The organism is Amycolatopsis echigonensis, assembly GCF_002846615.1.
Taxonomy (GTDB): domain Bacteria; phylum Actinomycetota; class Actinomycetes; order Mycobacteriales; family Pseudonocardiaceae; genus Amycolatopsis; species Amycolatopsis echigonensis.
The window spans coordinates 4,052,860-4,069,859 of record NZ_PJMY01000003.1; the positions used below are offsets into that span (position 1 = coordinate 4,052,860).

Below are 17,000 nucleotides of genomic sequence, written 5' to 3' on the forward strand. Positions count from 1 at the left end.
CATCGATACCAGCGGGGCGTCCTGGAATGAGCGGTCCAGGTTGGAGGTGCCCGGTGCCAGACGTCAAGCATTTCGATCCCTCGGCGGTCATCGGCGCGGTGACGCAGCTGCTGTGGCAACGGGGCTGGGCCGACACCGGGATCGCCGACATCGTGGACACCACCGGCATCAGCCGGTCCAGCCTGTATGCCACGTTCGGCAGCAAGCAGGACCTGTGCCTGGCCGCACTGCACCGGTATCTGGCCGAGCACGCGGCACCGGCCTTCGCCGCCTTGGAAAACGGCGGGCGAGGCTTGCCGACGATTGCCGAATTCTTCGGCGGGCTGATCACCGCGCGCTGCACGGGGCCGCGGGCTCGCTGGGGCTGTCTGGCCACCAATCTCCAGACGAACGGCACACCCCGCGACGAGGCGTTCCGGGACGTGCTCACCGAGCATCACCGGCGGGTGCGGGACGCGCTACGGACCGCGCTCGGCTCGGCTAACGGGCTGGGCCAGCTCCGCCCGGACCTCGACCTGGACACCGCCGCCGAACACCTCGTTCTGGTGGCGCAGGGCGTCAACCTGCGCTCGCGGGCCGGCGCGGACGCCTCGACCCTGCGCAGCGCGGTCGCCGCGGCCCTGAACGCGCTACGCCGTCCCGGCGACACCACCGACACGTGGCCGCGCTGAATCCGGCAACGCTCAACCCGACAACACGGAGGAAATCGATGACGGAGTTCACGATCCACGACGAGCACACCGCCCCGGCCGAGGTGGCCCCGGCGCTGGAAAAGATCCACCAGAGTCTCGGGTTCATCCCGAACCTGTACGGCATCATGGCCGAGTCGCCGCAGGCGTTCAACGCGTACCAGGGACTGTCGGAGCAGTTCCGGAAGACGTCGCTGCCCAAGGGCGGCCAGGACGTCGTGTGGCTCACCGTCAGCCGCTACAACGCCTGCCACTACTGCATGGCCGTGCACTCCACCAACGCCCTGCGGTCCGGTGTGGACAGTGAAACGGTCACCGCGCTGCGCAAAGGCAAGCCACTCGGCGATCCCCAGCTGGAAGCCATCCGCCGGTTCGCCCACGCCGTGGTCGCCGAGCAGGGCAACGTGCCCGAGGACGAGGTGCAGCAGTTCCTGGCCGCGGGGTTCGCGCAGCGGCAGATCCTGGACATCATCGTCGGCGTCGCGATGAAGACCCTGTCCAACTACATCAACCACCTCGCCCACACCCCGCTCGACGACGCGTTCACCGCACAGGCTTGGGAAGCCTGATGCCGAACCGCCCGCGCGTCGTGGCCTTCGACGTAGTGGAAACCCTGATGTCGCTGGAGCCGTTGCGACACCGCTTCCGCGAAGTCGGCGCACCACCGGAATTGCTGGAGCGCTGGTTCGACCGGCTGCTGCGCGACGGCATGGCGCTGACGCTGGCCGGGTACTACGAACCGTTTCCCACGGTCGCCGCGGCCGCGCTGCGCACCCTGACGCGCGGCGCGGTCGGCGACGACGCCGTCGAGCACGTCCTGGCCGGATTCGCCGAGCTGCCAGCGCACCCCGACGTCGAGCCGGCGCTGCGGCTGCTGGCCGAGCACGGCATCCGCGTGGTGTGCCTGAGCAATGGAGCGGCGCGGACCGCTCAGGATTTCTTACAGCGCACCGGGTTGGCGACGTATGTCGAGCAGGTGCTGTCTGTCGCTGACGTGCGCAGCTGGAAGCCACCCGCGCGGGTCTACCACTACGCACTGGAGAAGACGGGCTGCGTGGCCGAGCAGGCCGCCCTGGTCGCAGTGCACGCGTTCGATTGCCACGGCGCACACCGGGTAGGCCTGACCACGGGATGGGCCAGCCGGCTCGAAGGCCACTACGCCGCGATCTTCGCACCCGCGGACGTCGTCGGCGCGGACCTTGTCGAGGTCGCCCAAGGCCTCGTGGTGCTGCCTGCTGGTTCCTAGCGCCCGAAGTTGCGCACCTTGTCCAGCAGCGACCCCAGCAGACCTGACGACGGGCGGCGAGCGGGGCCGGGCACTGCCGCAGTCGGCCGGTCCGTGCCCGGCACCTCCACGAGCATCGCCGCCTGCACCTCGCGCAAGCTCGGGTTCACCAGCCCCTGCCCGCCGATGACGACCGTCGGCACGGTCTCGTTGCCCCGCGCAATCGACCGCACCGTCGCCGCCGCGGCCGGGTCTTCCCAGATGTTGATCGGTTGATACGGAATTCCGGCGCGGTCGAGCTGGCTCCGCAAATGCGCGCAGAACCCACAACCCGGCCGCCAATACACCACGACGTCAGGCATTCTCCGCGACCTCCCGAGCCGTCGAGCGCTGTCCCTGTACTGAACACGCCACATCAGCCGATGCGCGTGCCGAGTGTCTGCGTCACGACAGTCTTTCCCGGCCATGCAGTGTCCGGCCGCTGACACTGCCGCACGACCAGCCGACCGCGAGCCGTTAACCCAGGCACACCGGACACACGAGTCGGCGAGGAGGTCGCGGCATGGACACAGTGCTCAGCGAGATGGGAGCGCTGCTCCGGGCGATTCCCGCCCCGGCGGCATCAGCCGAGGACACTGCGGCCTGGTACGAGCGGAAAGCCCGCTTGTTCGACCACATCGCTGAGGCGAGCACGACGGCCGCCGACGCCGATCGCGCTGCCGCGGTGGCCGCTGCCGCGCGACGCCACGCTCATCGGCTCCGGCACGCCCCCAGTGCCGGCGCATCCTCGGCGGCGTAGCTCATTCCGGGGTGCGGGTTTTCGCTGCCCGACGACGGCGGCGCACGCCGACGGCCGCGACCACGATGACGGCAAGGGCGGCCAGGAACGGGACGACACCGATCGCGTCGATCCACCCGGCCACCGCCTGCTGAACGCTGGCCGCGGCGTCGATCACCGGGTCACGGGCGTCACCGCCACCGAAGTACAGGCGGGTTTCGTAGATTCCGTAGTAGCCGACGTACAGACCGACCAGAACGAGCAGACCACCGCTGATGCGGTTGACATAGGGCAACAGCCGACGCGCGCGGGTGGCGATTCCAGCCCCGGCCAGCGCGATCCCGGCCGCCAGCACACCCACCACCAGCGCCATGCCCGCGGCATAGCTGAGATAGGCCAGCACACCTCCGACAACGGAGCCGGCGCGGAAGGTGGCGGCGGTGACGGCCAGGAACGGGCCGATGGTGCACGACAGCGACGCGATCGCGTAGGCGAGTCCGTAGCCGAACATCGAGCGCAGCCCTGCTGTCGGCGCGCCTTTGCGGGGTTTGGGCAGCATCAGGGTGATCTCCCGGCCGGCCAGCAGCCAGCCGCCCAGCCCGAGCAGGGCCGCGCCGATCACGATGGTGACGATGGGCAGGTACCGCTGCACCTGGCTGGCCAGCGGCGCCACGATCAACCCGAACACGGCGAACACCACGAGGAAACCGGCGGCCATGGCTGCTGTCGCGGCCAGCGCCCTGCCCACCACGACCGATCGGCTCTGGCGGTCACCGGCGCCGAGCACGACCAGGGTCAAATAGCTGGGCAGCATCGCGAAACCACACGGATTCAACGCCGCCACCAGGCCTGCGGCCAACGCGAACCCCAGGGTCGAGGTATCCACCATCCGCCCTACGTCCCAGCGAGCTGGTGTACGCGGGCGGCGAGTTCGTCCTCGGACAGGCCGCTCTTGACCGTCTCGACCGTCCCGTTTGGACGGACGAAGGCGTAGGCGGGCTGAGAGGTCACGCCGAACCGCTGCCACACGGACGCGTCGGTGTCGGCGAGGTTGGTGAACGAGCCGATGCCGTACCGGGTGACGAACTCCCGCATTGCCGGCGCATCGCTGAGCGCGGCAACTCCGACGAACGTGACGGTGCTATTGGCCTGCGCGACCTTCTCGACCCCGGCCGATTCACCCTGGCAGACCGGACACCACGACGCCCAGAACCACAGCACCGCCGGTTTACCGGCCAAGCTCTCCCCGGAGAACCGCTGGCCGTCGACCGTCGTCGCGGTGAACTTCAGCGCGTCGGGCGCTGCGTTGCTTTGCTCGGCTGGCGCGGCCTGGCGTTGCTCGCCGCTGTCGGCCGGTCGCCCGCATCCTGCCGCCACGGCAATCGTGATCAGCGCCAGGCTCAGTATCCGCACGCCAGCCTTCACCGATACCTCCCGCTGCGATGACCGGCTCAGTCGAGCAGGCCGGCGGGAGCGAGTCAGCTGAAGTGTCAGCGAGCCGACCCTGTTCGTGTTCATGCGCGGCCCAGCGGCGTCATCACCCCGGAGTTCGTCGCGGCCGGTCCGGGTCGTCCTACCGGACACCCCACCCCGGGTGGGGTGGGAACACTCGATGGCGTCACGGCGTTGTACGGGTGATGACCGAAGGTGAGGACGCGATGAGCCAGGAACTGACGGCGAAGAAGCGGGCGGCGCTGAACCGCCTGAAGACGGTGCGCGGGCATCTGGACGGGATCATCCGGATGCTCGAATCCGACGCTTACTGCGTCGATGTGATGAAGCAGATTTCCGCGGTGCAGTCCTCGCTGGAGAGAGCGAACCGGGTCATGTTGCACAACCACCTGGAGACCTGCTTCTCCGACGCGGTGCTCGGTGGGCGTGGGCAGGCGGCGATCGACGAGTTGATCGACGCGGTGAAGTTCAGCCCGGCCCTGACCGGCCCAGACGGTCGCTTGACCGGTGCCGCCGTGGGTGAGCCCGAACGTGTCGAGGAAGGGAGCACTGCATGACGACTACGACATGTTCGGTTCCCGAGGTGTCTTGCGAGACCTGCAAGAACGCGATCGAAGGCGCGGTCGGCCAGGTGGCCGGGGTGGCCGCGGTGGAGGTGGACGTGCCTGCCAAGACGGTGACCGTCCGCCACGACGACCGGGTGGGACCGGACCAGCTGGTCGAGGTCATCGAGGACCAGGGCTACGACGTCGCTGGCCACCGGTGAACGGAATCGGCCGAGGAGGACGACCATGACACGAGGTGCGACCGAGGCGGTGCGCGCGACCGAGACCGCAGGCGCGGTCCAGGCACAGCGGGTCGATTTCACCGTCGAGGGCATGACGTGCGCCTCCTGCGCGGTGCGCGTGCAGAAGACGCTGGCCAAGCAACCAGGGGTGGACCAGGCACAGGTCAACTTCGCGACCGGTGCCGCGCACGTGGACTACCGGCCCGGCGAGGCCACCGTGGACACGCTGCAGGCGGCCGCTGATCGGATCGGCTATCAGCTGGAGCCGGTCACGCCCAGCCACCCCGCCCGCGGGGACGAGGAGAACGAGCGGGAGCGCCGGACGTGGCTGTGGCGGGTGTGGCTGGCCTGGCCACTGGGGCTGGCGGTGTTCGCACTGACCATGATCTTCGGCGACCAAGGCTGGGCACGGTGGGCCGCGTTCGCTGCCACGGTCCCGGTGCAGTTCGTCGCCGGCTGGCCCTTCCTGACGGTTGCCGCGCAGCGGGCGCGCACGTTTTCCGCGAACATGGACACGCTGATCGCGATGGGCACGCTCACCGCGTTCACCTACTCGACCTACGAATTGTTCGCCGGCGGGCACCTGTTCTTCGACACCGCAGCGTTGATCATCGCGTTCCTGCTGCTGGGCCGCTATTTCGAAGCCCGCGCCCGTGGCCGCGCCTCGGCTGCGATCAGCAGCCTGCTGCAACTGGGCGCCAAAAAAGCACGGCTGCTCGTCGACGGCGAAGAAACCTCCGTTCCGGTCGAGCAGGTCCGCGCCGGGGACCTCGTGCGGGTGCGGCCCGGCGAGAAGATCCCGGTCGACGGCGCGGTGACCGAGGGCCGCGCCGCGGTCGACGAGTCGATGCTGACCGGCGAATCGGTTCCCAGTGAGAAGAATCCGGGCGATCACGTGGCTGGGGCGACGGTCAACACCGACGGGGTACTGACCGTGCGCGCCACGGCGGTCGGCGCGGACACCGCGCTCGCGCAGATCGTGCGCCTGGTCGAGCAGGCCCAGGGCGGCAAGGCGCCCGTGCAGCGGCTGGCCGACCGGGTCTCTGCGGTGTTCGTGCCGGTGGTGATCGGCGTCGCCCTGCTGACGTTCGCCGGATGGGCGCTGTTCGCCGGCGACCCGGTCGGTGGGATGACCGCGGCGGTGGCGGTGTTGATCGTCGCCTGCCCGTGCGCGCTGGGTCTGGCCACTCCCACGGCGATCATGGTCGGCACCGGCCGCGGCGCCGACCTGGGCATCCTGGTCAAGGGCGCCGACGTGCTGGAAGGCTCTAAGAAGATCGACACCGTGGTGTTCGACAAGACCGGCACCCTGACCCGGGGCCGGATGCGGCTCACCGACCTCGTCCCGGCCACAGGCCAGGATCCGGACGAGGTACTGCGTTACGCGGCCGCGGTCGAAGCGGGTTCCGAACATCCCATCGGCGCCGCCGTTGTCGCCGGTGCGGCAGAGCGGAGTCTCCGCCTGCCGTGTGCGGAGGAATTCGCGAATGTGGCCGGGCACGGTGTGCGTGCCCAGGTCGATGGGCACACCGCCCTGGTCGGCCGCCGCAAGCTCGTCGACGAACAAGACCTGCGGCTGCCGGACGAGCTTGCCCGGCGCGCCGACGAACTCGAACAGCAGGGTCGCACCGTCGTGTATGCCGGATGGGACGGCGACGTTCGCGGCGTCCTCGGGGTCGCCGACACCGTCAAGGACGACGCCGTCGACGTGGTCCGCCGGTTGCACGGCATGGGCCTGCACGTCGCGATGATCACCGGCGACAACGCGCGCACCGCGGCGGCGATCGCCGAGCAGGTGGGCATTGACCGGGTGCTGGCCGAGGTTCTGCCGGAAGACAAGGTCAGCGAAGTGCGGCGGCTGCAAGATGAAGGCCGGGTGGTGGCGATGGTCGGTGACGGCGTCAACGACGCACCCGCCCTGGTGCAGGCCGACCTCGGGATCGCCATCGGCACCGGGACCGACGTGGCCATCGAGTCCTCCGACATCACGCTGATGTCGGGCCGGCTCGACGGTGTCGTGGAGGCGATCCACCTGTCTCGCCGCACGCTGCGCACCATCTACCAGAACCTCGGCTGGGCGTTCGGCTACAACACCGCCGCCATCCCGCTGGCCGCGCTCGGGCTGCTCAACCCGGTCATCGCGGGCGCGGCCATGGGCTTCTCCTCGGTCAGCGTGGTCACCAACTCGCTGCGGCTGCGTCGCTTCGGCCGTCGCTGATCAGGCGAAGGTGCCCAGCCAGGTCGTCAGCGCGTACAACGCGGCGTACGTGCCGACAGCGATCCCGAGGACGGCGAGCAGCCGCCACCGCCAGCGCCGCATCCCGGCGACGCTGCACTGGTTGCGGCGCCGCAAGGACAGCCACACCAGACCCGCCAGCACGGCCAACCCGCCGAGCCGGAACCACCACGCGTAGCCGTTGTAGAGATTCGTCGCCCACGCGAACGCGGTTCCGGCGGTCACCAGGCCGAGCAGCGCCAGCACGGTCGGGCCGACGCAGCAGAGGATGCCCACCAACCCGCCGGCCAGGCCGATCCGCCACACCGGCAGCCGATCGGCCTTGGCTTTTTTGGACGTCTCACGGTCGGACGTGGTCACGATGCTCCATTCGGGATACTGCCGACCATCTCAGCCCGGCCGCCCCGCGGTTCGCCACGGGAATGTCAGCGAGACGACACACACGGTCACGAGGTGGCGCGGCGGCGGAGCCCGTACAGCACTCCGGCGGTGACCAGGCCGTAGAGGACGTGGCCCATGAGGCTGAGCCACTGGTCGTTGCCGACGTGGAAGACCATGCCCTTCATCATCGGGTCGGCGGTCACACTCAACCACAGCGGCATGATCAGCAGCGCGCCGAGCACCCACCACACCACCCCGTACACCACACCGGCGCCGAGCAGCGGGCCGATCTTGCCGGCCAGCGGCCAGGCCAGCACCGCGAAGATGGCGCCGATCACCGCGGAGTTGACCAGGTGCACCACGAATCCGACGACGGCGTTGTCGACGCCGATGAGCATCCCGACCATCGGCAGCATGCCCATCATCGCCATCAGCACGCCGAAGACGACGCCGCCGGCTACCCCGGCGATGGCTCCGTTGGCGATGCGGGTACCGGTCCCGCTCAGGTGCGCGGTGGTGGACATGATCGGCTCCTCACTGCCAGGAAAGTGCTGTCAGGTATGGAGACGCCGTGGCGAAGCCGGTGATTGCGCTCAATTCGCGGGCAGGCGCTGGGCCAGGGCGACCAGCCGGTCGGCCGGGAGCGCGGCGGCGACCAGCACGTCATCGTGCGGGCAATACACGGTGATCCCGTCGCGGTCGACGGTCCACGGCATGTCACCGGGTGGTGCGTGCTGGGCGTCCTCGGGTGTTCCGACCGGCCGGTCGGCGTGCGCGAGGAGCACGTCGACGCCGTCGAGGCGGTAGTACTGCAGCCGCAGCTCGCCCACGCCGGCCCGCACGGTCCAGCCTTGCCCGTGGGCGACCGGCCCCGTGCCGGGCGGGATGGGCTGGCCGGTCGGCACGGGGATGCGTTGCGTGGCCGCCACCACCGCGGTGATCGCCGGCGGATCGGCACTGCGTCCGGGCAGCGCGAGTACGACCAGCCCGATCACCGCGGCCGCCACCGCGAGCGCGCCCGCCGCGAGCCATCGTCCCCGTCGGCGCGCCGGGCGGGGCCGGGCGGCCAGTCCGACCGCCATGCTGACCCGGTCGGCCAGGTCGTAGGGCGCCGCGTCCCGCAACCGGGCCGCGGCCGCGCGTCCGGCCCGGTCTTCCCGCACCGCGCGCCAGCAGTCAGCGCAGTCGAGCAGGTGCGCGTCGAACTCGGCGGCGGACCGCTCGTCCAGTTCTCCGGCGAGGAACGCGGCCAGCGACCGCTCATGCCTGTCCATGATCGCCTCCCGCCGGGTTCCGGGTGCCGGCCAGCAGCACGGCCAGCTTGCGCCGCCCGCGGTGCACCCTGGCCAGCACCGTGCCGCGCGGGCACTGCAGGATCTCGGCCGTCTCCCGCACGGTGTAGCCGGCCACGTCCATCAGCAGCACGCACCACCGCTGTGGCTCCGGCAGCCGTGCCAGCGCTGTCTCGATCTCGGCTCGGTCCAGCGTGGCGATCGCCTGCTCGTCCACTGCGTCCGGGGCGACGACCTCGCCGGCCTCGGATTCCGGCACCTCGACCGGCCGACGCGACGCTGATCGGGCCTGCGAACGGGCCAGGTTCAGGCAGATCGCCGCCAGCCACGCCCGCGTGTTGTCGCCGTGGTGCTGATCGAAGTGGGTGAACGCCCGCAGGTAGGTTTCCTGCACCAGGTCGTCGGCCTGCGCCGGGTCGGCCGCCGCGTGCCGCGCGATCCGGTACAGGGCCTCCAGATGCGGCAGGGTCGCGTCCAGGAACGCCCGGTGTGCCTCACCGCCGTTGCCACGCATCCGCCCGGTCCCATCTACCCGCACATCACCATAGACGCCAGGAGCTGTCCGATGATTGCGTCGGCCGCTTGCGGCGGTGCACCGCAAGCGGCCGCGATCACCACGGTCGCGTTGGCGCTACACCGCTGCGTGCCGCTCGGCCGGCGTCCGAACCAGCCCCAGCCCGGCGACCGCGCCGTACATCAGATGCCCGAGCGCGAACACCCACGGCGTGAACAACGGCGCGGCCGCGGGATCCACTGCCTTCCACACGGCGTACTGCATGACCAGCCAGACGACGATGCCGAACACCATGCCCGTCGCGGCCCGTCGCACCTGGTCGCCGCCGAGCGGCTTGACGGCTCCGACGACCGCGGCGAGCACCATGCCCAGCACCATCGACATCATCATGTGCACGACCAGCCCGATCACCAGCCCGCCGATGCTGAAGCGCGCGTCCAGCGGCGCGGAACGCCACAGCGTGTGCGCGATGAGGTTGAGCGGAGTCCAGAAACCGGACCCGGTCAGCAACAGCACGATCATCGACCACATCGCCATGACCACGCCGCCGGCCATGCCGGCCAGCGCGCCGCGGGTGAGTGCCTGCTTGTTCATCGCGTCCTCCGGGACAATCGGATTCCTTGTCACCGCGCGAAACCCGCTTGCACTGGCGAGCCGGCCAGAAGTGTCAGCAAGATGGCACTAGTGGCCGGGGAACGCCTACGCCCTCGCCTGGCGTGTCCGCCGCTTCGCGGAAGGTCAGCCGACGGTTCTGCGGCTGCCTAGGCGGTCGACCGCGTCGAAGACGACGCAGCCGAGTTGGTCGTCACGCCGCAGCAGCCAGTTGGAGATGGCCAGCACCTCGCACCCGGAGTAGCCGCGGCCGGCGGCGAGCAGCATCGATGAGCCGAAGAACAGCAGGGCCGCGTCGCTGACGAACCCGATCGGCGGGGCGTACCAGGTTGTGCCGTACAGAAGCAGGAACAGCGCGAGCGTGAGCAGGTGGCCGAGCGGCCCGGTGTACGCGACGAGTCGCTGGGGCCGACGCCGGGCCCGCCATGCCTGCCAGCCGAGCGCCAGCACCGGGAAGCCCACCAGCCCCAGCACCCAGGACTCCACCCGGAAATGCCCGGTCACGGAGCCGACCACGACGCTGCCCACTAGATATCCGCCGACCAGCAGCCGTGCCGCCGTTCCCCAGGTGCCGATCGCACGCCCGTGAGCCGATGTCTCCGTCACGGTGATCACCTCCGCGGCGACCGTACGATCTGCCACCGGGGGAGAGTCAAGCGTGGCCATGGGATCGGAGATGGCAGCGGGGATCGGTCTCACGAAAGTCCCACTCGCCGGCGAGCGCGGCGCGGTTGCGGGTCTCGAACTCCTCGATGCGGTCGAGGAGTTGCGTCAGCTCGGCGATGCGTGCACGGGTTCGGTGCCGCACAGTCTGGAGTTGCCGGGCGAGGTGCGGACCGATGGGCTCGTCGGGCTGGGTCAGGTAGGCCTCGGTGAGGTCGCCGATCTCGTCGAGGGTCAGGCCGAGCGATCGCCAGGTTTCGACCGCGCGGACGCACCACAGGGCGGATTCGTCGTACAACCGGAAGTTCCCGGCGCTGCGCCCGACCGTGTAGAGGAAGCCGAGGTCGTCGTAGCGGCGCAGGCGTTTCACCGGCACGCCGGTCCGCGCCGAGAGCTCGCCGATCGTCATCGGCGTGCCTGCTGGCGCGGCGACGAGCCGCTCACGGTGCTTCGGCCAGGCGCTGGTCATCGGGTGTCGTCCCGGCGGGGTGTTCGGGGGTAGCGGTGGTCCGGCAGCGGTTGGCCAGGGCTCAGGTCGAGCGGGTCGTGGCCGGGCAGCGGCCGGTAGGTTGCGTCGGCGTCGGTGAACGTGACCAAAAAGGACAGTCGGACCTCCGTGGAGGCGTTGGCACAGGCGTAGTGCGCGGTGCGGCCCTGGTGGAACGTGGCGCCGCCGGCCCGCAGCGGGATGGTGACGCGGTGGCTCCAGCGCAGCTCGGGCCAGTGGGTGAACAAGTAGTTGTCCGGATCGGACTTGTGCTCGGCCAGCTCGACCCGGTCCGGGCCGCCGCGGCGGTGCGAGCCGGGCAGGAAGGTCAGGCAGCCGCGTTCGGCGGGCACGTCGACCAGCGCGATCCAGGCGTTGAAGATCAGCCGCGAGTCCAGCAGCGCGAAGGTCAAGTCGTCGTGCCAGCCGGTGGGGGCGCTGTGTCCGGGGTCCTTGCGCAGCACCTCGCCGCCCCACACCCGCAGCGGCATCCCGGCCAACTGCTCGGCCAGCGCGCCGATCCGGGGGTGGAGCGCGAGTTCGCGTAAGGCGGGGTGGCGTTCCCAGGCGTCGGTGGTGGCCGTGATGCGGGTGCCGAACTCCTCGTCGGTGTTGCTCTGTGCCGCGAGGGCTTCCTCGGCCGCGGTGCGGAACCGGGCCACCTCGTCGGGAGTGAGCAGGTTCGGCACGTGGGTGAAGCCGCGCTCGCGGAAGTCCTCCACGGTGTGCTCGGCCGCGGCATGCGCGGTGTCGATGGTGGTCACGTCAGCCTCCGATCAACGGTCATCGGGTGTCGGGGTATCGGTGGTGCCCGCCATCAAAGCGCCGAACTCGGCGATGCCGCTCGCCAGTGCCTGGTGTTGGTTTCGGATCGCCCCGGTGATGCTGGGGTTGTTCGCGGCCCATGCGTGGGCAGCATCGACTGTGGTGAAGAAGTTGATGTGGCCGCAGGTGCGGTCCACCGACGGGCAGCAGGCGGTGTCGTCGTCGGTGTGGCCGGCGAAGACGACCGCGGTGTCGGGCTCCCAACGCGCCGTGTCGTGGTCGACGTGGACGGTCACCGCGCGTTCGGTGCCGGGTTCGGCGCTGGTGATGGTGACCGGGATCCCGAGCATGGCGGACATGCCCAGCGCGTCGATGGCGCACATCGCGTACGCGGCCGGGCCGCCGTGCCAGGAGACCCGATGTCGGGTCGGCTCGGGCGAAAACGGGTAGGCGGCGCGGATTTCGCCCCGCTCGTCGAGGGCGAGGACGTCGCGTCCGGTCAGTTCGGCCACGACTGCGTCGTGCGCGACACCAGTCTCGGCGGTGCGCTCGCGGGCCGCTCGCTGCAGGTCCGTTCGCGACGGCGCCCGGCCGGTCTCGGCGAAGACCGTCAGCACCCACCGGTGCACCGCCCGTGCTGCCGGAGACAGTGACGCCGCCGCGGCTGCCTTGTCCAGGTCCAGATCGGAAAGGTCGGTCATCGGTTCACTCCTGGGGCGTCGGGAGTGCGTCGGCGGAGAAGAGGGCTTCAAGGAGGCGGCGGCCGAAGACATGCCCGTCGGCCACCGGCAGGACCACCGACTCGGGATGCTGGCGTTGCCAGTCGGCAGCGGCCTGCGCGGAGCCGAAGAAGTGGCCCTGGTCGCACACCGGCGCGCGCACGCCGCAGCCGTCTTCTGGCGCCGGAACCTGGGATACGACCGCGGTAGCCGGTTCGACGTCGGTGACCCGCTCGGGCTCGGCGGTCAAGCGGATCTCGGTCCCGGTGGCCGGGCAGGTCGAGAGCACGTGGACCGGGCGCTGCAGGATGAGCGGGAACATCAAGGTGTCCATCGCGCACCAGCCATACAGCGTCCGCCCGTCGATCTCGACGCGATGCGGGGTCGGGTTCTGGGTCAGGCCCAGCCCGACGACCCGGCCGTCGGCGTCGTATTCGGTGTCCGGCTCGGCGGCCAGCGCCTGGCGCACCTGGTCGACGCTGGTGCCGGCGGCCTCCGCCAACCGGTCGAGGGTGACGGGCTCCCCCTCGGCCAGTAGCCGCAGCAGCGGGCGGAACAACCACGGCTGCGTGGCGGGGTGGCCGGTGCCGTACAGAGCATCGGCGAGCTGGGCGACCAGTTGCTCGGGTGCAGTGCTCACGATCATCACCTCACAGGTCGGGCGCCGCAAGAGCGCCGATGGCCACTTCGAGCGCGACGCTAGGGTCTGCCCCCGGGGTGAGGGTCAAGCCCTGCCACGCACCGAAAATTGCGTCCCTGGGCCACGTGCCGGAGCTACGGCTCCTGGCGGCGGGTGGGTGGCTGCGGTGCACAGCACGCCGAGTCCGATGAGCGTGTGCCGCGAGCGCGGCGACGAATCCGCCAGGCCACGGCAGCGACGAGCAACGCAACGGCCGCACCGATCACCCACGGGTTGCCCAGGACCGATCCGAGCCCGGCGAGCGCACCTCCGGCGATCAGCAGCGGCAGGCCGCAACACAGCGCGGGCAGCAGCAGGAGCGCGCCGGTGGCCAGGGCGGTGCGTTTGTCGTCGTGGTTGCGGTTGGTGGACATCGTGGGATCGCCGTCGCTCAGGGGGTGGGGGTGATGCGCATGCAGGCGGCGAGAGCGGCGGCGTTGTCCGCGGCCAGCGAGCGGGCCAGCAGCACCAGTTCGGCTACTCGCGGGTCGGTGACCTTGTAGTGGGCGAACCGGCCCTGGCGCCGGACCTGCACATAGCCGCAGTCGGCCAGGCAGCCCAGATGGGTGGAGACCCGGCCCTGGGACAGGCCGACGTGGGCGACGCATTCGGCGACGGTGTGCTCGTCGTGCAGCAGGAACTCCAGCAGTCGCAGGCGTGCCGGGTCGCCCAGGGCGCGGAAGAACTTGGCCATCATCTCCACGCCGTTCGCCTCGGTGGGCAGCAATGCCACCGGTTCGGGTGCCCTGGCCATCGACTCGCCGTCCTCACATCGGGTATGCAACGTATGCGGATGAACAGATATGAGGCTAGCATCACTGTATCCGCCATGGCGAATACGTCTGGCGGCGTGCACCAAGGAGCGGAGAGGAGCCACGGGATGCGGTACGACCTGGCGGTGATCGGTTCCGGTGGGGCTGGGTTCGCCGCGGCGATCGCGGCCCGGACCAAGGGCCGCACGGTGGTGATGATCGAGCGCGACACCGTCGGCGGGACGTGCGTGAACACCGGGTGCGTGCCGTCGAAGGCACTGCTGGCCGCCGCCGAGGCCCGCCACGTCAGCCTGGACGGCCGGTTCCCCGGCATCAGTGTCACCCCGTTCGGCGTGGACCTGCCGCGCCTGATCGACAGCAAACGGGACCTGGTGGACTCGTTGCGGGCGGAGAAGTACACCGACCTGGCCGCCGAGTACGGCTGGGACAGCCTCCACGGCACCGCCACCTTCACCACCGACGGGCCGGATCCGGCGCTGCACGTGGACCTCGCCGACGGCGGCACGGCCACGGTGGTGGCCGAGCACTATCTGGTCGCCACTGGCTCGGCCCCGTGGGCACCCCCGATCGACGGCCTCGCCGAGGCCGGGTACCTAACCTCGACCACCGCGATGGAACTCGACACGCTGCCCGCCTCGATGACCGTGATCGGCGGCAACGCGATCGGCCTGGAACAAGCCCAGCTGTGGAACCGCCTAGGCGTCCACGTCACGGTGGTGGAAGCACTGGACCGGCTGGCGCCGTTCGAGGAACCCGACGTCTCCGCTGCGATCGACGAGGTGTTCACCCGTGAGGGCATCCGGGTGGTCATCGGCGCCACCATCACCCGCGCCGACTGCGACGGCGGCGGCTACCGGGTGGAAGTCACCGGCGCCGACGGTCAGCTCACCGAACTCCTCGCCGAGCAACTGCTCGTGGCGACCGGCCGCCGTCCGGTCACCGCCGGGTTGAACCTGGCCGAGGTCGGGGTGAAAACCGGTCCGCGCGGCGAGGTGATCGTCGATGACTCCCTGCGCACCGACAACCCGCGGATCTGGGCGGCTGGGGACGTCACCGGGCACCCGCAGTTCGTCTACGTCGCCGGAGCCCACGGCACCCTCGTCGCCGACAACGCGTTCGACAACGCCCGGCGCACGCTGGATTACCACCACCTGCCGCGCGTGACCTTCACCAGCCCCGCGATCGCCTCGGCCGGGCTGACCGACGCCCAGGCCGTCGAGCAAGGTTTTGCGTGCGAGTGCCGCGTGCTGCCCTTGGAGTACGTGCCGCGGGCGCTGGTCAACCGCGACACCCACGGACTGATCAAACTCGTCGCAGACCGGAACACCGGCCGCCTGCTCGGCGCGCACGTGGTCGCCGAGGGTGCCGGGGACGTGATCGCCACCGCCGTCTACGCGCTGGCGAACGACATGACGGTGCGGCAGATGGCCGACCTGTGGTGCCCGTACCTGACCATGGCTGAAGGCATCAAACTTGCCGCCCAGACCTTCACCCGCGACGTGTCCAAGCTGTCCTGCTGCGCCTCCTGAACCGGAAGGAATGCGGCCGATGACCAGCGGAACCCGTACGCAGTTGATGACGGTCGGCGAGTTGTCCCGCCGCACCGGAGTGCCGATCAGGGCGTTGCGCGAGTACACCGACTCCGGGTTGATCTACACGGAAGGCCGCAGCGAGTCCAACTATCGCCTGTTCACCGCCGATGCGCTGTGGTGCGTGCAGTGGATCGGGCAGCTGCGCGGCCTCGGGCTGACCCTGGCCGAAATCCGCGACCTGGCCCGTCACTGCCCGCAGGGCAACGCCGAGCTCATCGGTCCCCGGCTGGCCGATCTGCTCCGCACGGCCCGAGCCCGCCTGGACGCGCGCATCGCGGAACTGCAGCGGACCCGCGCTCGGATCGACGAGTTCGAAGCCACGCACCACGCGGAACTGGCGGGCCGCACGAGTGCGAACGGCTGGACCGACGACCCGCGACGCTGCGCCGACTGCGCGTGACCCGGTTCGGGCGCTGCGGCGCCGACCAGGGCGGTGCTGCTAGGTGGGACTGTCACCGGCGTCCCCGTGATCGGTAGCGAGACCGGCTTCCGTGAAGGCGCGCCGGTGCAGCGGGCGCAGCCCAGCCGGGAGCGCCAGGCACCCGAACGCCTCGGCTGCTGGCACGAGCCGCCGGTGCGCCATCTCAAACCGCGGCTCCCAGGGCTCGACCGTCACCTCGGCCCGCCACAGTGACCGGACCAGCACCAGCCCTTGCTCGTGCCCACGCACGCAGATGCCACGGCTGAACCCCAACAGCCGGCAGGACGTCACGGTGGCGCAAGCTTCCTCACGCACCTCGCGCCGCAGCGTGTCGATCATGCTTTCCCCTGGTTCGGGACGGCCGCCAGGCAGGCCCCAGGTCCTGCCGTCAGTGCCGACCAGCACAACCCGGTCACCGGCCACGCAGATCGCCGCGGCACCGTGCGGAGTTCCCGGCGGCGGATTCGGTGGCGGGAACCAAGCCACCCGCCAATCCTGCCCGTTCTGGGAGAACGCCACGTCGACGCCGTCCACCACGATGTCATCCATCCGCGGTCTGCTAGGGAAGGTGGCGGTCGATCCAGCGCAACACCACGCCCAGGGTGCCCCGCTGATGCCAGCCCTTGCGGATCACCGCGTCCCGGACGGTCTGGATCCCGCCGCGCAGCCGGGCAGCTGGCGAGGGATGCTGTTCGTCGTGACGCTGGACGGCGCGACGTTGCAGCCACCGTGCGCACCGCAGGCACACGCCGACCTCCGGATGACTGCCCAACCGGACCAGCTGCGCCTCTGGGTACTCGCCGCCGCAACACCAGCACCCCGTCTCCGAGGCCCGCTCCTGCTCGGGCTGGACCGACACCAGAATCACCTCCGCACGACGAACCGAGGATGCACATCCACCACCATGCCACCTTTGCCCGGTCAGTCCGCAGTGG

At 70.3% G+C, this 17,000-nt stretch carries 26 protein-coding genes; 9 read left to right on the plus strand and 17 right to left on the minus strand.

Annotated features, from left to right (window positions below; translation table 11 throughout):
* The first annotated feature begins 53 nt into the window (after positions 1–53).
* Genes ATK30_RS24290 through ATK30_RS24300 form a run of 3 tightly spaced genes read left to right on the plus strand, consistent with a single transcriptional unit; the run spans position 54 to position 1,935 of the window.
* The gene (locus ATK30_RS24290) at positions 54–671 is read left to right on the plus strand and encodes a TetR/AcrR family transcriptional regulator (RefSeq protein ID WP_013673473.1); all 618 of its coding nucleotides are present in this window, start codon (positions 54–56) and stop codon (positions 669–671) included.
* 38 nt (positions 672–709) lie between these two features.
* Positions 710–1,258, plus strand: a complete 549-nt coding sequence (locus ATK30_RS24295; RefSeq protein WP_013673474.1) for a carboxymuconolactone decarboxylase family protein — start codon at positions 710–712, stop codon at positions 1,256–1,258.
* Positions 1,258–1,935: a haloacid dehalogenase type II gene (locus ATK30_RS24300; protein WP_013673475.1), complete on the plus strand. Its 678-nt coding sequence runs from the start codon at positions 1,258–1,260 to the stop codon at positions 1,933–1,935. The genes ATK30_RS24295 and ATK30_RS24300 overlap by 1 nt, the downstream gene beginning before the upstream one ends.
* Here ATK30_RS24300 and ATK30_RS24305 read toward each other — a convergent pair.
* Positions 1,932–2,276, minus strand: coding sequence for a glutaredoxin domain-containing protein (locus ATK30_RS24305; protein WP_013673476.1), 345 nt, complete (start codon positions 2,274–2,276; stop codon positions 1,932–1,934). The two genes, ATK30_RS24300 and ATK30_RS24305, sit on opposite strands and share 4 nt — an antisense overlap.
* A 200-nt stretch (positions 2,277–2,476) precedes the next feature.
* Between ATK30_RS24305 and ATK30_RS24310 the strand changes: the two genes are divergently transcribed.
* Positions 2,477–2,713, plus strand: a complete 237-nt coding sequence (locus ATK30_RS24310; protein ID WP_013673477.1) for a hypothetical protein — start codon at positions 2,477–2,479, stop codon at positions 2,711–2,713.
* Between the two features lies 1 nt (position 2,714).
* Here the strand turns inward: ATK30_RS24310 and ATK30_RS24315 are convergent, their stop codons facing one another.
* Positions 2,715–3,581, minus strand: coding sequence for a cytochrome c biogenesis CcdA family protein (locus tag ATK30_RS24315; protein ID WP_013673478.1), 867 nt, complete (start codon positions 3,579–3,581; stop codon positions 2,715–2,717).
* Between the two features lie 5 nt (positions 3,582–3,586).
* The gene (locus ATK30_RS24320) at positions 3,587–4,117 is read right to left on the minus strand and encodes a protein disulfide oxidoreductase (protein WP_013673479.1); all 531 of its coding nucleotides are present in this window, start codon (positions 4,115–4,117) and stop codon (positions 3,587–3,589) included.
* A 233-nt stretch (positions 4,118–4,350) separates the two neighbouring features.
* Between ATK30_RS24320 and ATK30_RS24325 the strand changes: the two genes are divergently transcribed.
* Genes ATK30_RS24325 through ATK30_RS24335 form a run of 3 tightly spaced genes read left to right on the plus strand, consistent with a single transcriptional unit; the run spans position 4,351 to position 7,149 of the window.
* Entirely contained in the window at positions 4,351–4,701 is a 351-nt protein-coding gene (locus ATK30_RS24325; protein ID WP_013673480.1) for a metal-sensitive transcriptional regulator, read from the plus strand.
* Positions 4,698–4,910 carry a cation transporter gene (locus ATK30_RS24330; RefSeq protein WP_013673481.1) on the plus strand — a complete coding sequence of 71 codons (213 nt, stop codon included), beginning with the start codon at positions 4,698–4,700 and terminating at the stop codon, positions 4,908–4,910. Before ATK30_RS24325 ends, ATK30_RS24330 begins: the two co-directional genes overlap by 4 nt.
* 25 nt (positions 4,911–4,935) lie before the next feature.
* Positions 4,936–7,149 (plus strand): heavy metal translocating P-type ATPase, encoded by a 2,214-nt coding sequence (locus ATK30_RS24335; RefSeq protein ID WP_013673482.1) that lies wholly within the window; start codon positions 4,936–4,938, stop codon positions 7,147–7,149.
* On the opposite strand, the gene ATK30_RS24340 is transcribed toward ATK30_RS24335, so the two are convergent.
* From ATK30_RS24340 to ATK30_RS24395, 12 genes are all read right to left on the minus strand, one after another.
* On the minus strand, positions 7,150–7,527 hold the full coding sequence (locus tag ATK30_RS24340) for a hypothetical protein (RefSeq protein WP_101437558.1): 378 nt from the start codon (positions 7,525–7,527) through the stop codon (positions 7,150–7,152).
* Positions 7,528–7,613: 86 nt separating this feature from the next.
* Positions 7,614–8,072, minus strand: a complete 459-nt coding sequence (locus ATK30_RS24345; protein ID WP_013673484.1) for a hypothetical protein — start codon at positions 8,070–8,072, stop codon at positions 7,614–7,616.
* A gap of 69 nt (positions 8,073–8,141) precedes the next feature.
* Positions 8,142–8,822 (minus strand): zf-HC2 domain-containing protein, encoded by a 681-nt coding sequence (locus tag ATK30_RS24350; protein WP_013673485.1) that lies wholly within the window; start codon positions 8,820–8,822, stop codon positions 8,142–8,144.
* On the minus strand, positions 8,809–9,354 hold the full coding sequence (locus ATK30_RS24355) for an RNA polymerase sigma factor (protein WP_013673486.1): 546 nt from the start codon (positions 9,352–9,354) through the stop codon (positions 8,809–8,811). The genes ATK30_RS24350 and ATK30_RS24355 overlap by 14 nt, the downstream gene beginning before the upstream one ends.
* Before the next feature lie 117 nt (positions 9,355–9,471).
* Positions 9,472–9,948, minus strand: coding sequence for a DUF6789 family protein (locus tag ATK30_RS24360; protein WP_013673487.1), 477 nt, complete (start codon positions 9,946–9,948; stop codon positions 9,472–9,474).
* A 144-nt stretch (positions 9,949–10,092) separates the two neighbouring features.
* Positions 10,093–10,608, minus strand: a complete 516-nt coding sequence (locus ATK30_RS24365) for a hypothetical protein (RefSeq protein WP_143271423.1) — start codon at positions 10,606–10,608, stop codon at positions 10,093–10,095.
* A gap of 10 nt (positions 10,609–10,618) precedes the next feature.
* On the minus strand, positions 10,619–11,098 hold the full coding sequence (locus ATK30_RS24370; protein ID WP_244194712.1) for a MerR family transcriptional regulator: 480 nt from the start codon (positions 11,096–11,098) through the stop codon (positions 10,619–10,621).
* The gene (locus ATK30_RS24375; RefSeq protein ID WP_013673490.1) at positions 11,095–11,880 is read right to left on the minus strand and encodes a phytanoyl-CoA dioxygenase family protein; all 786 of its coding nucleotides are present in this window, start codon (positions 11,878–11,880) and stop codon (positions 11,095–11,097) included. Before ATK30_RS24375 ends, ATK30_RS24370 begins: the two co-directional genes overlap by 4 nt.
* Before the next feature lie 12 nt (positions 11,881–11,892).
* Positions 11,893–12,582: an alkylmercury lyase family protein gene (locus ATK30_RS24380; protein WP_013673491.1), complete on the minus strand. Its 690-nt coding sequence runs from the start codon at positions 12,580–12,582 to the stop codon at positions 11,893–11,895.
* A 4-nt stretch (positions 12,583–12,586) separates the two neighbouring features.
* Entirely contained in the window at positions 12,587–13,240 is a 654-nt protein-coding gene (merB, locus tag ATK30_RS24385; RefSeq protein WP_013673492.1) for an organomercurial lyase MerB, read from the minus strand.
* Between the two features lie 134 nt (positions 13,241–13,374).
* Entirely contained in the window at positions 13,375–13,653 is a 279-nt protein-coding gene (locus tag ATK30_RS24390; protein ID WP_013673493.1) for a hypothetical protein, read from the minus strand.
* 17 nt (positions 13,654–13,670) lie between these two features.
* On the minus strand, positions 13,671–14,033 hold the full coding sequence (locus tag ATK30_RS24395) for an ArsR/SmtB family transcription factor (protein WP_101437561.1): 363 nt from the start codon (positions 14,031–14,033) through the stop codon (positions 13,671–13,673).
* A 126-nt stretch (positions 14,034–14,159) separates the two neighbouring features.
* Between ATK30_RS24395 and merA the strand changes: the two genes are divergently transcribed.
* Both merA and ATK30_RS24405 read left to right on the plus strand, forming a co-directional pair.
* Positions 14,160–15,581 (plus strand): mercury(II) reductase, encoded by a 1,422-nt coding sequence (merA, locus tag ATK30_RS24400; protein ID WP_013673495.1) that lies wholly within the window; start codon positions 14,160–14,162, stop codon positions 15,579–15,581.
* Positions 15,582–15,600: 19 nt separating this feature from the next.
* Positions 15,601–16,044 carry a MerR family transcriptional regulator gene (locus ATK30_RS24405; RefSeq protein ID WP_013673496.1) on the plus strand — a complete coding sequence of 148 codons (444 nt, stop codon included), beginning with the start codon at positions 15,601–15,603 and terminating at the stop codon, positions 16,042–16,044.
* 39 nt (positions 16,045–16,083) lie between these two features.
* Here the strand turns inward: ATK30_RS24405 and ATK30_RS24410 are convergent, their stop codons facing one another.
* Together ATK30_RS24410 and ATK30_RS24415 are read right to left on the minus strand one after the other, a co-directional pair.
* A complete protein-coding gene (locus tag ATK30_RS24410) occupies positions 16,084–16,614 on the minus strand; it encodes an NUDIX hydrolase (protein WP_041759363.1) in 531 nt (176 codons plus the stop codon).
* Positions 16,615–16,624: 10 nt separating this feature from the next.
* Positions 16,625–16,924 carry a hypothetical protein gene (locus ATK30_RS24415; protein WP_013673498.1) on the minus strand — a complete coding sequence of 100 codons (300 nt, stop codon included), beginning with the start codon at positions 16,922–16,924 and terminating at the stop codon, positions 16,625–16,627.
* Positions 16,925–17,000: the final 76 nt, after the last annotated feature.

Coding starts and splice junctions, on each gene's coding strand:
- ATK30_RS24295 (WP_013673474.1), top strand. CDS start 710: ATGACGGAGTTCACGATCCACGACGAGCACACCGCCCCGGCCGAGGTG.
- ATK30_RS24300 (WP_013673475.1), top strand. CDS start 1,258: ATGCCGAACCGCCCGCGCGTCGTGGCCTTCGACGTAGTGGAAACCCTG.
- ATK30_RS24305 (WP_013673476.1), bottom strand. CDS start 2,276: ATGCCTGACGTCGTGGTGTATTGGCGGCCGGGTTGTGGGTTCTGCGCG.
- ATK30_RS24310 (WP_013673477.1), top strand. CDS start 2,477: ATGGACACAGTGCTCAGCGAGATGGGAGCGCTGCTCCGGGCGATTCCC.
- ATK30_RS24315 (WP_013673478.1), bottom strand. CDS start 3,581: ATGGTGGATACCTCGACCCTGGGGTTCGCGTTGGCCGCAGGCCTGGTG.
- ATK30_RS24325 (WP_013673480.1), top strand. CDS start 4,351: ATGAGCCAGGAACTGACGGCGAAGAAGCGGGCGGCGCTGAACCGCCTG.
- ATK30_RS24330 (WP_013673481.1), top strand. CDS start 4,698: ATGACGACTACGACATGTTCGGTTCCCGAGGTGTCTTGCGAGACCTGC.
- ATK30_RS24335 (WP_013673482.1), top strand. CDS start 4,936: ATGACACGAGGTGCGACCGAGGCGGTGCGCGCGACCGAGACCGCAGGC.
- ATK30_RS24345 (WP_013673484.1), bottom strand. CDS start 8,072: ATGTCCACCACCGCGCACCTGAGCGGGACCGGTACCCGCATCGCCAAC.
- ATK30_RS24350 (WP_013673485.1), bottom strand. CDS start 8,822: ATGGACAGGCATGAGCGGTCGCTGGCCGCGTTCCTCGCCGGAGAACTG.
- ATK30_RS24355 (WP_013673486.1), bottom strand. CDS start 9,354: ATGCGTGGCAACGGCGGTGAGGCACACCGGGCGTTCCTGGACGCGACC.
- ATK30_RS24360 (WP_013673487.1), bottom strand. CDS start 9,948: ATGAACAAGCAGGCACTCACCCGCGGCGCGCTGGCCGGCATGGCCGGC.
- ATK30_RS24370 (WP_244194712.1), bottom strand. CDS start 11,098: ATGACCAGCGCCTGGCCGAAGCACCGTGAGCGGCTCGTCGCCGCGCCA.
- ATK30_RS24380 (WP_013673491.1), bottom strand. CDS start 12,582: ATGACCGACCTTTCCGATCTGGACCTGGACAAGGCAGCCGCGGCGGCG.
- ATK30_RS24390 (WP_013673493.1), bottom strand. CDS start 13,653: ATGTCCACCAACCGCAACCACGACGACAAACGCACCGCCCTGGCCACC.
- ATK30_RS24395 (WP_101437561.1), bottom strand. CDS start 14,033: ATGGCCAGGGCACCCGAACCGGTGGCATTGCTGCCCACCGAGGCGAAC.
- merA (WP_013673495.1), top strand. CDS start 14,160: ATGCGGTACGACCTGGCGGTGATCGGTTCCGGTGGGGCTGGGTTCGCC.
- ATK30_RS24405 (WP_013673496.1), top strand. CDS start 15,601: ATGACCAGCGGAACCCGTACGCAGTTGATGACGGTCGGCGAGTTGTCC.
- ATK30_RS24410 (WP_041759363.1), bottom strand. CDS start 16,614: ATGGATGACATCGTGGTGGACGGCGTCGACGTGGCGTTCTCCCAGAAC.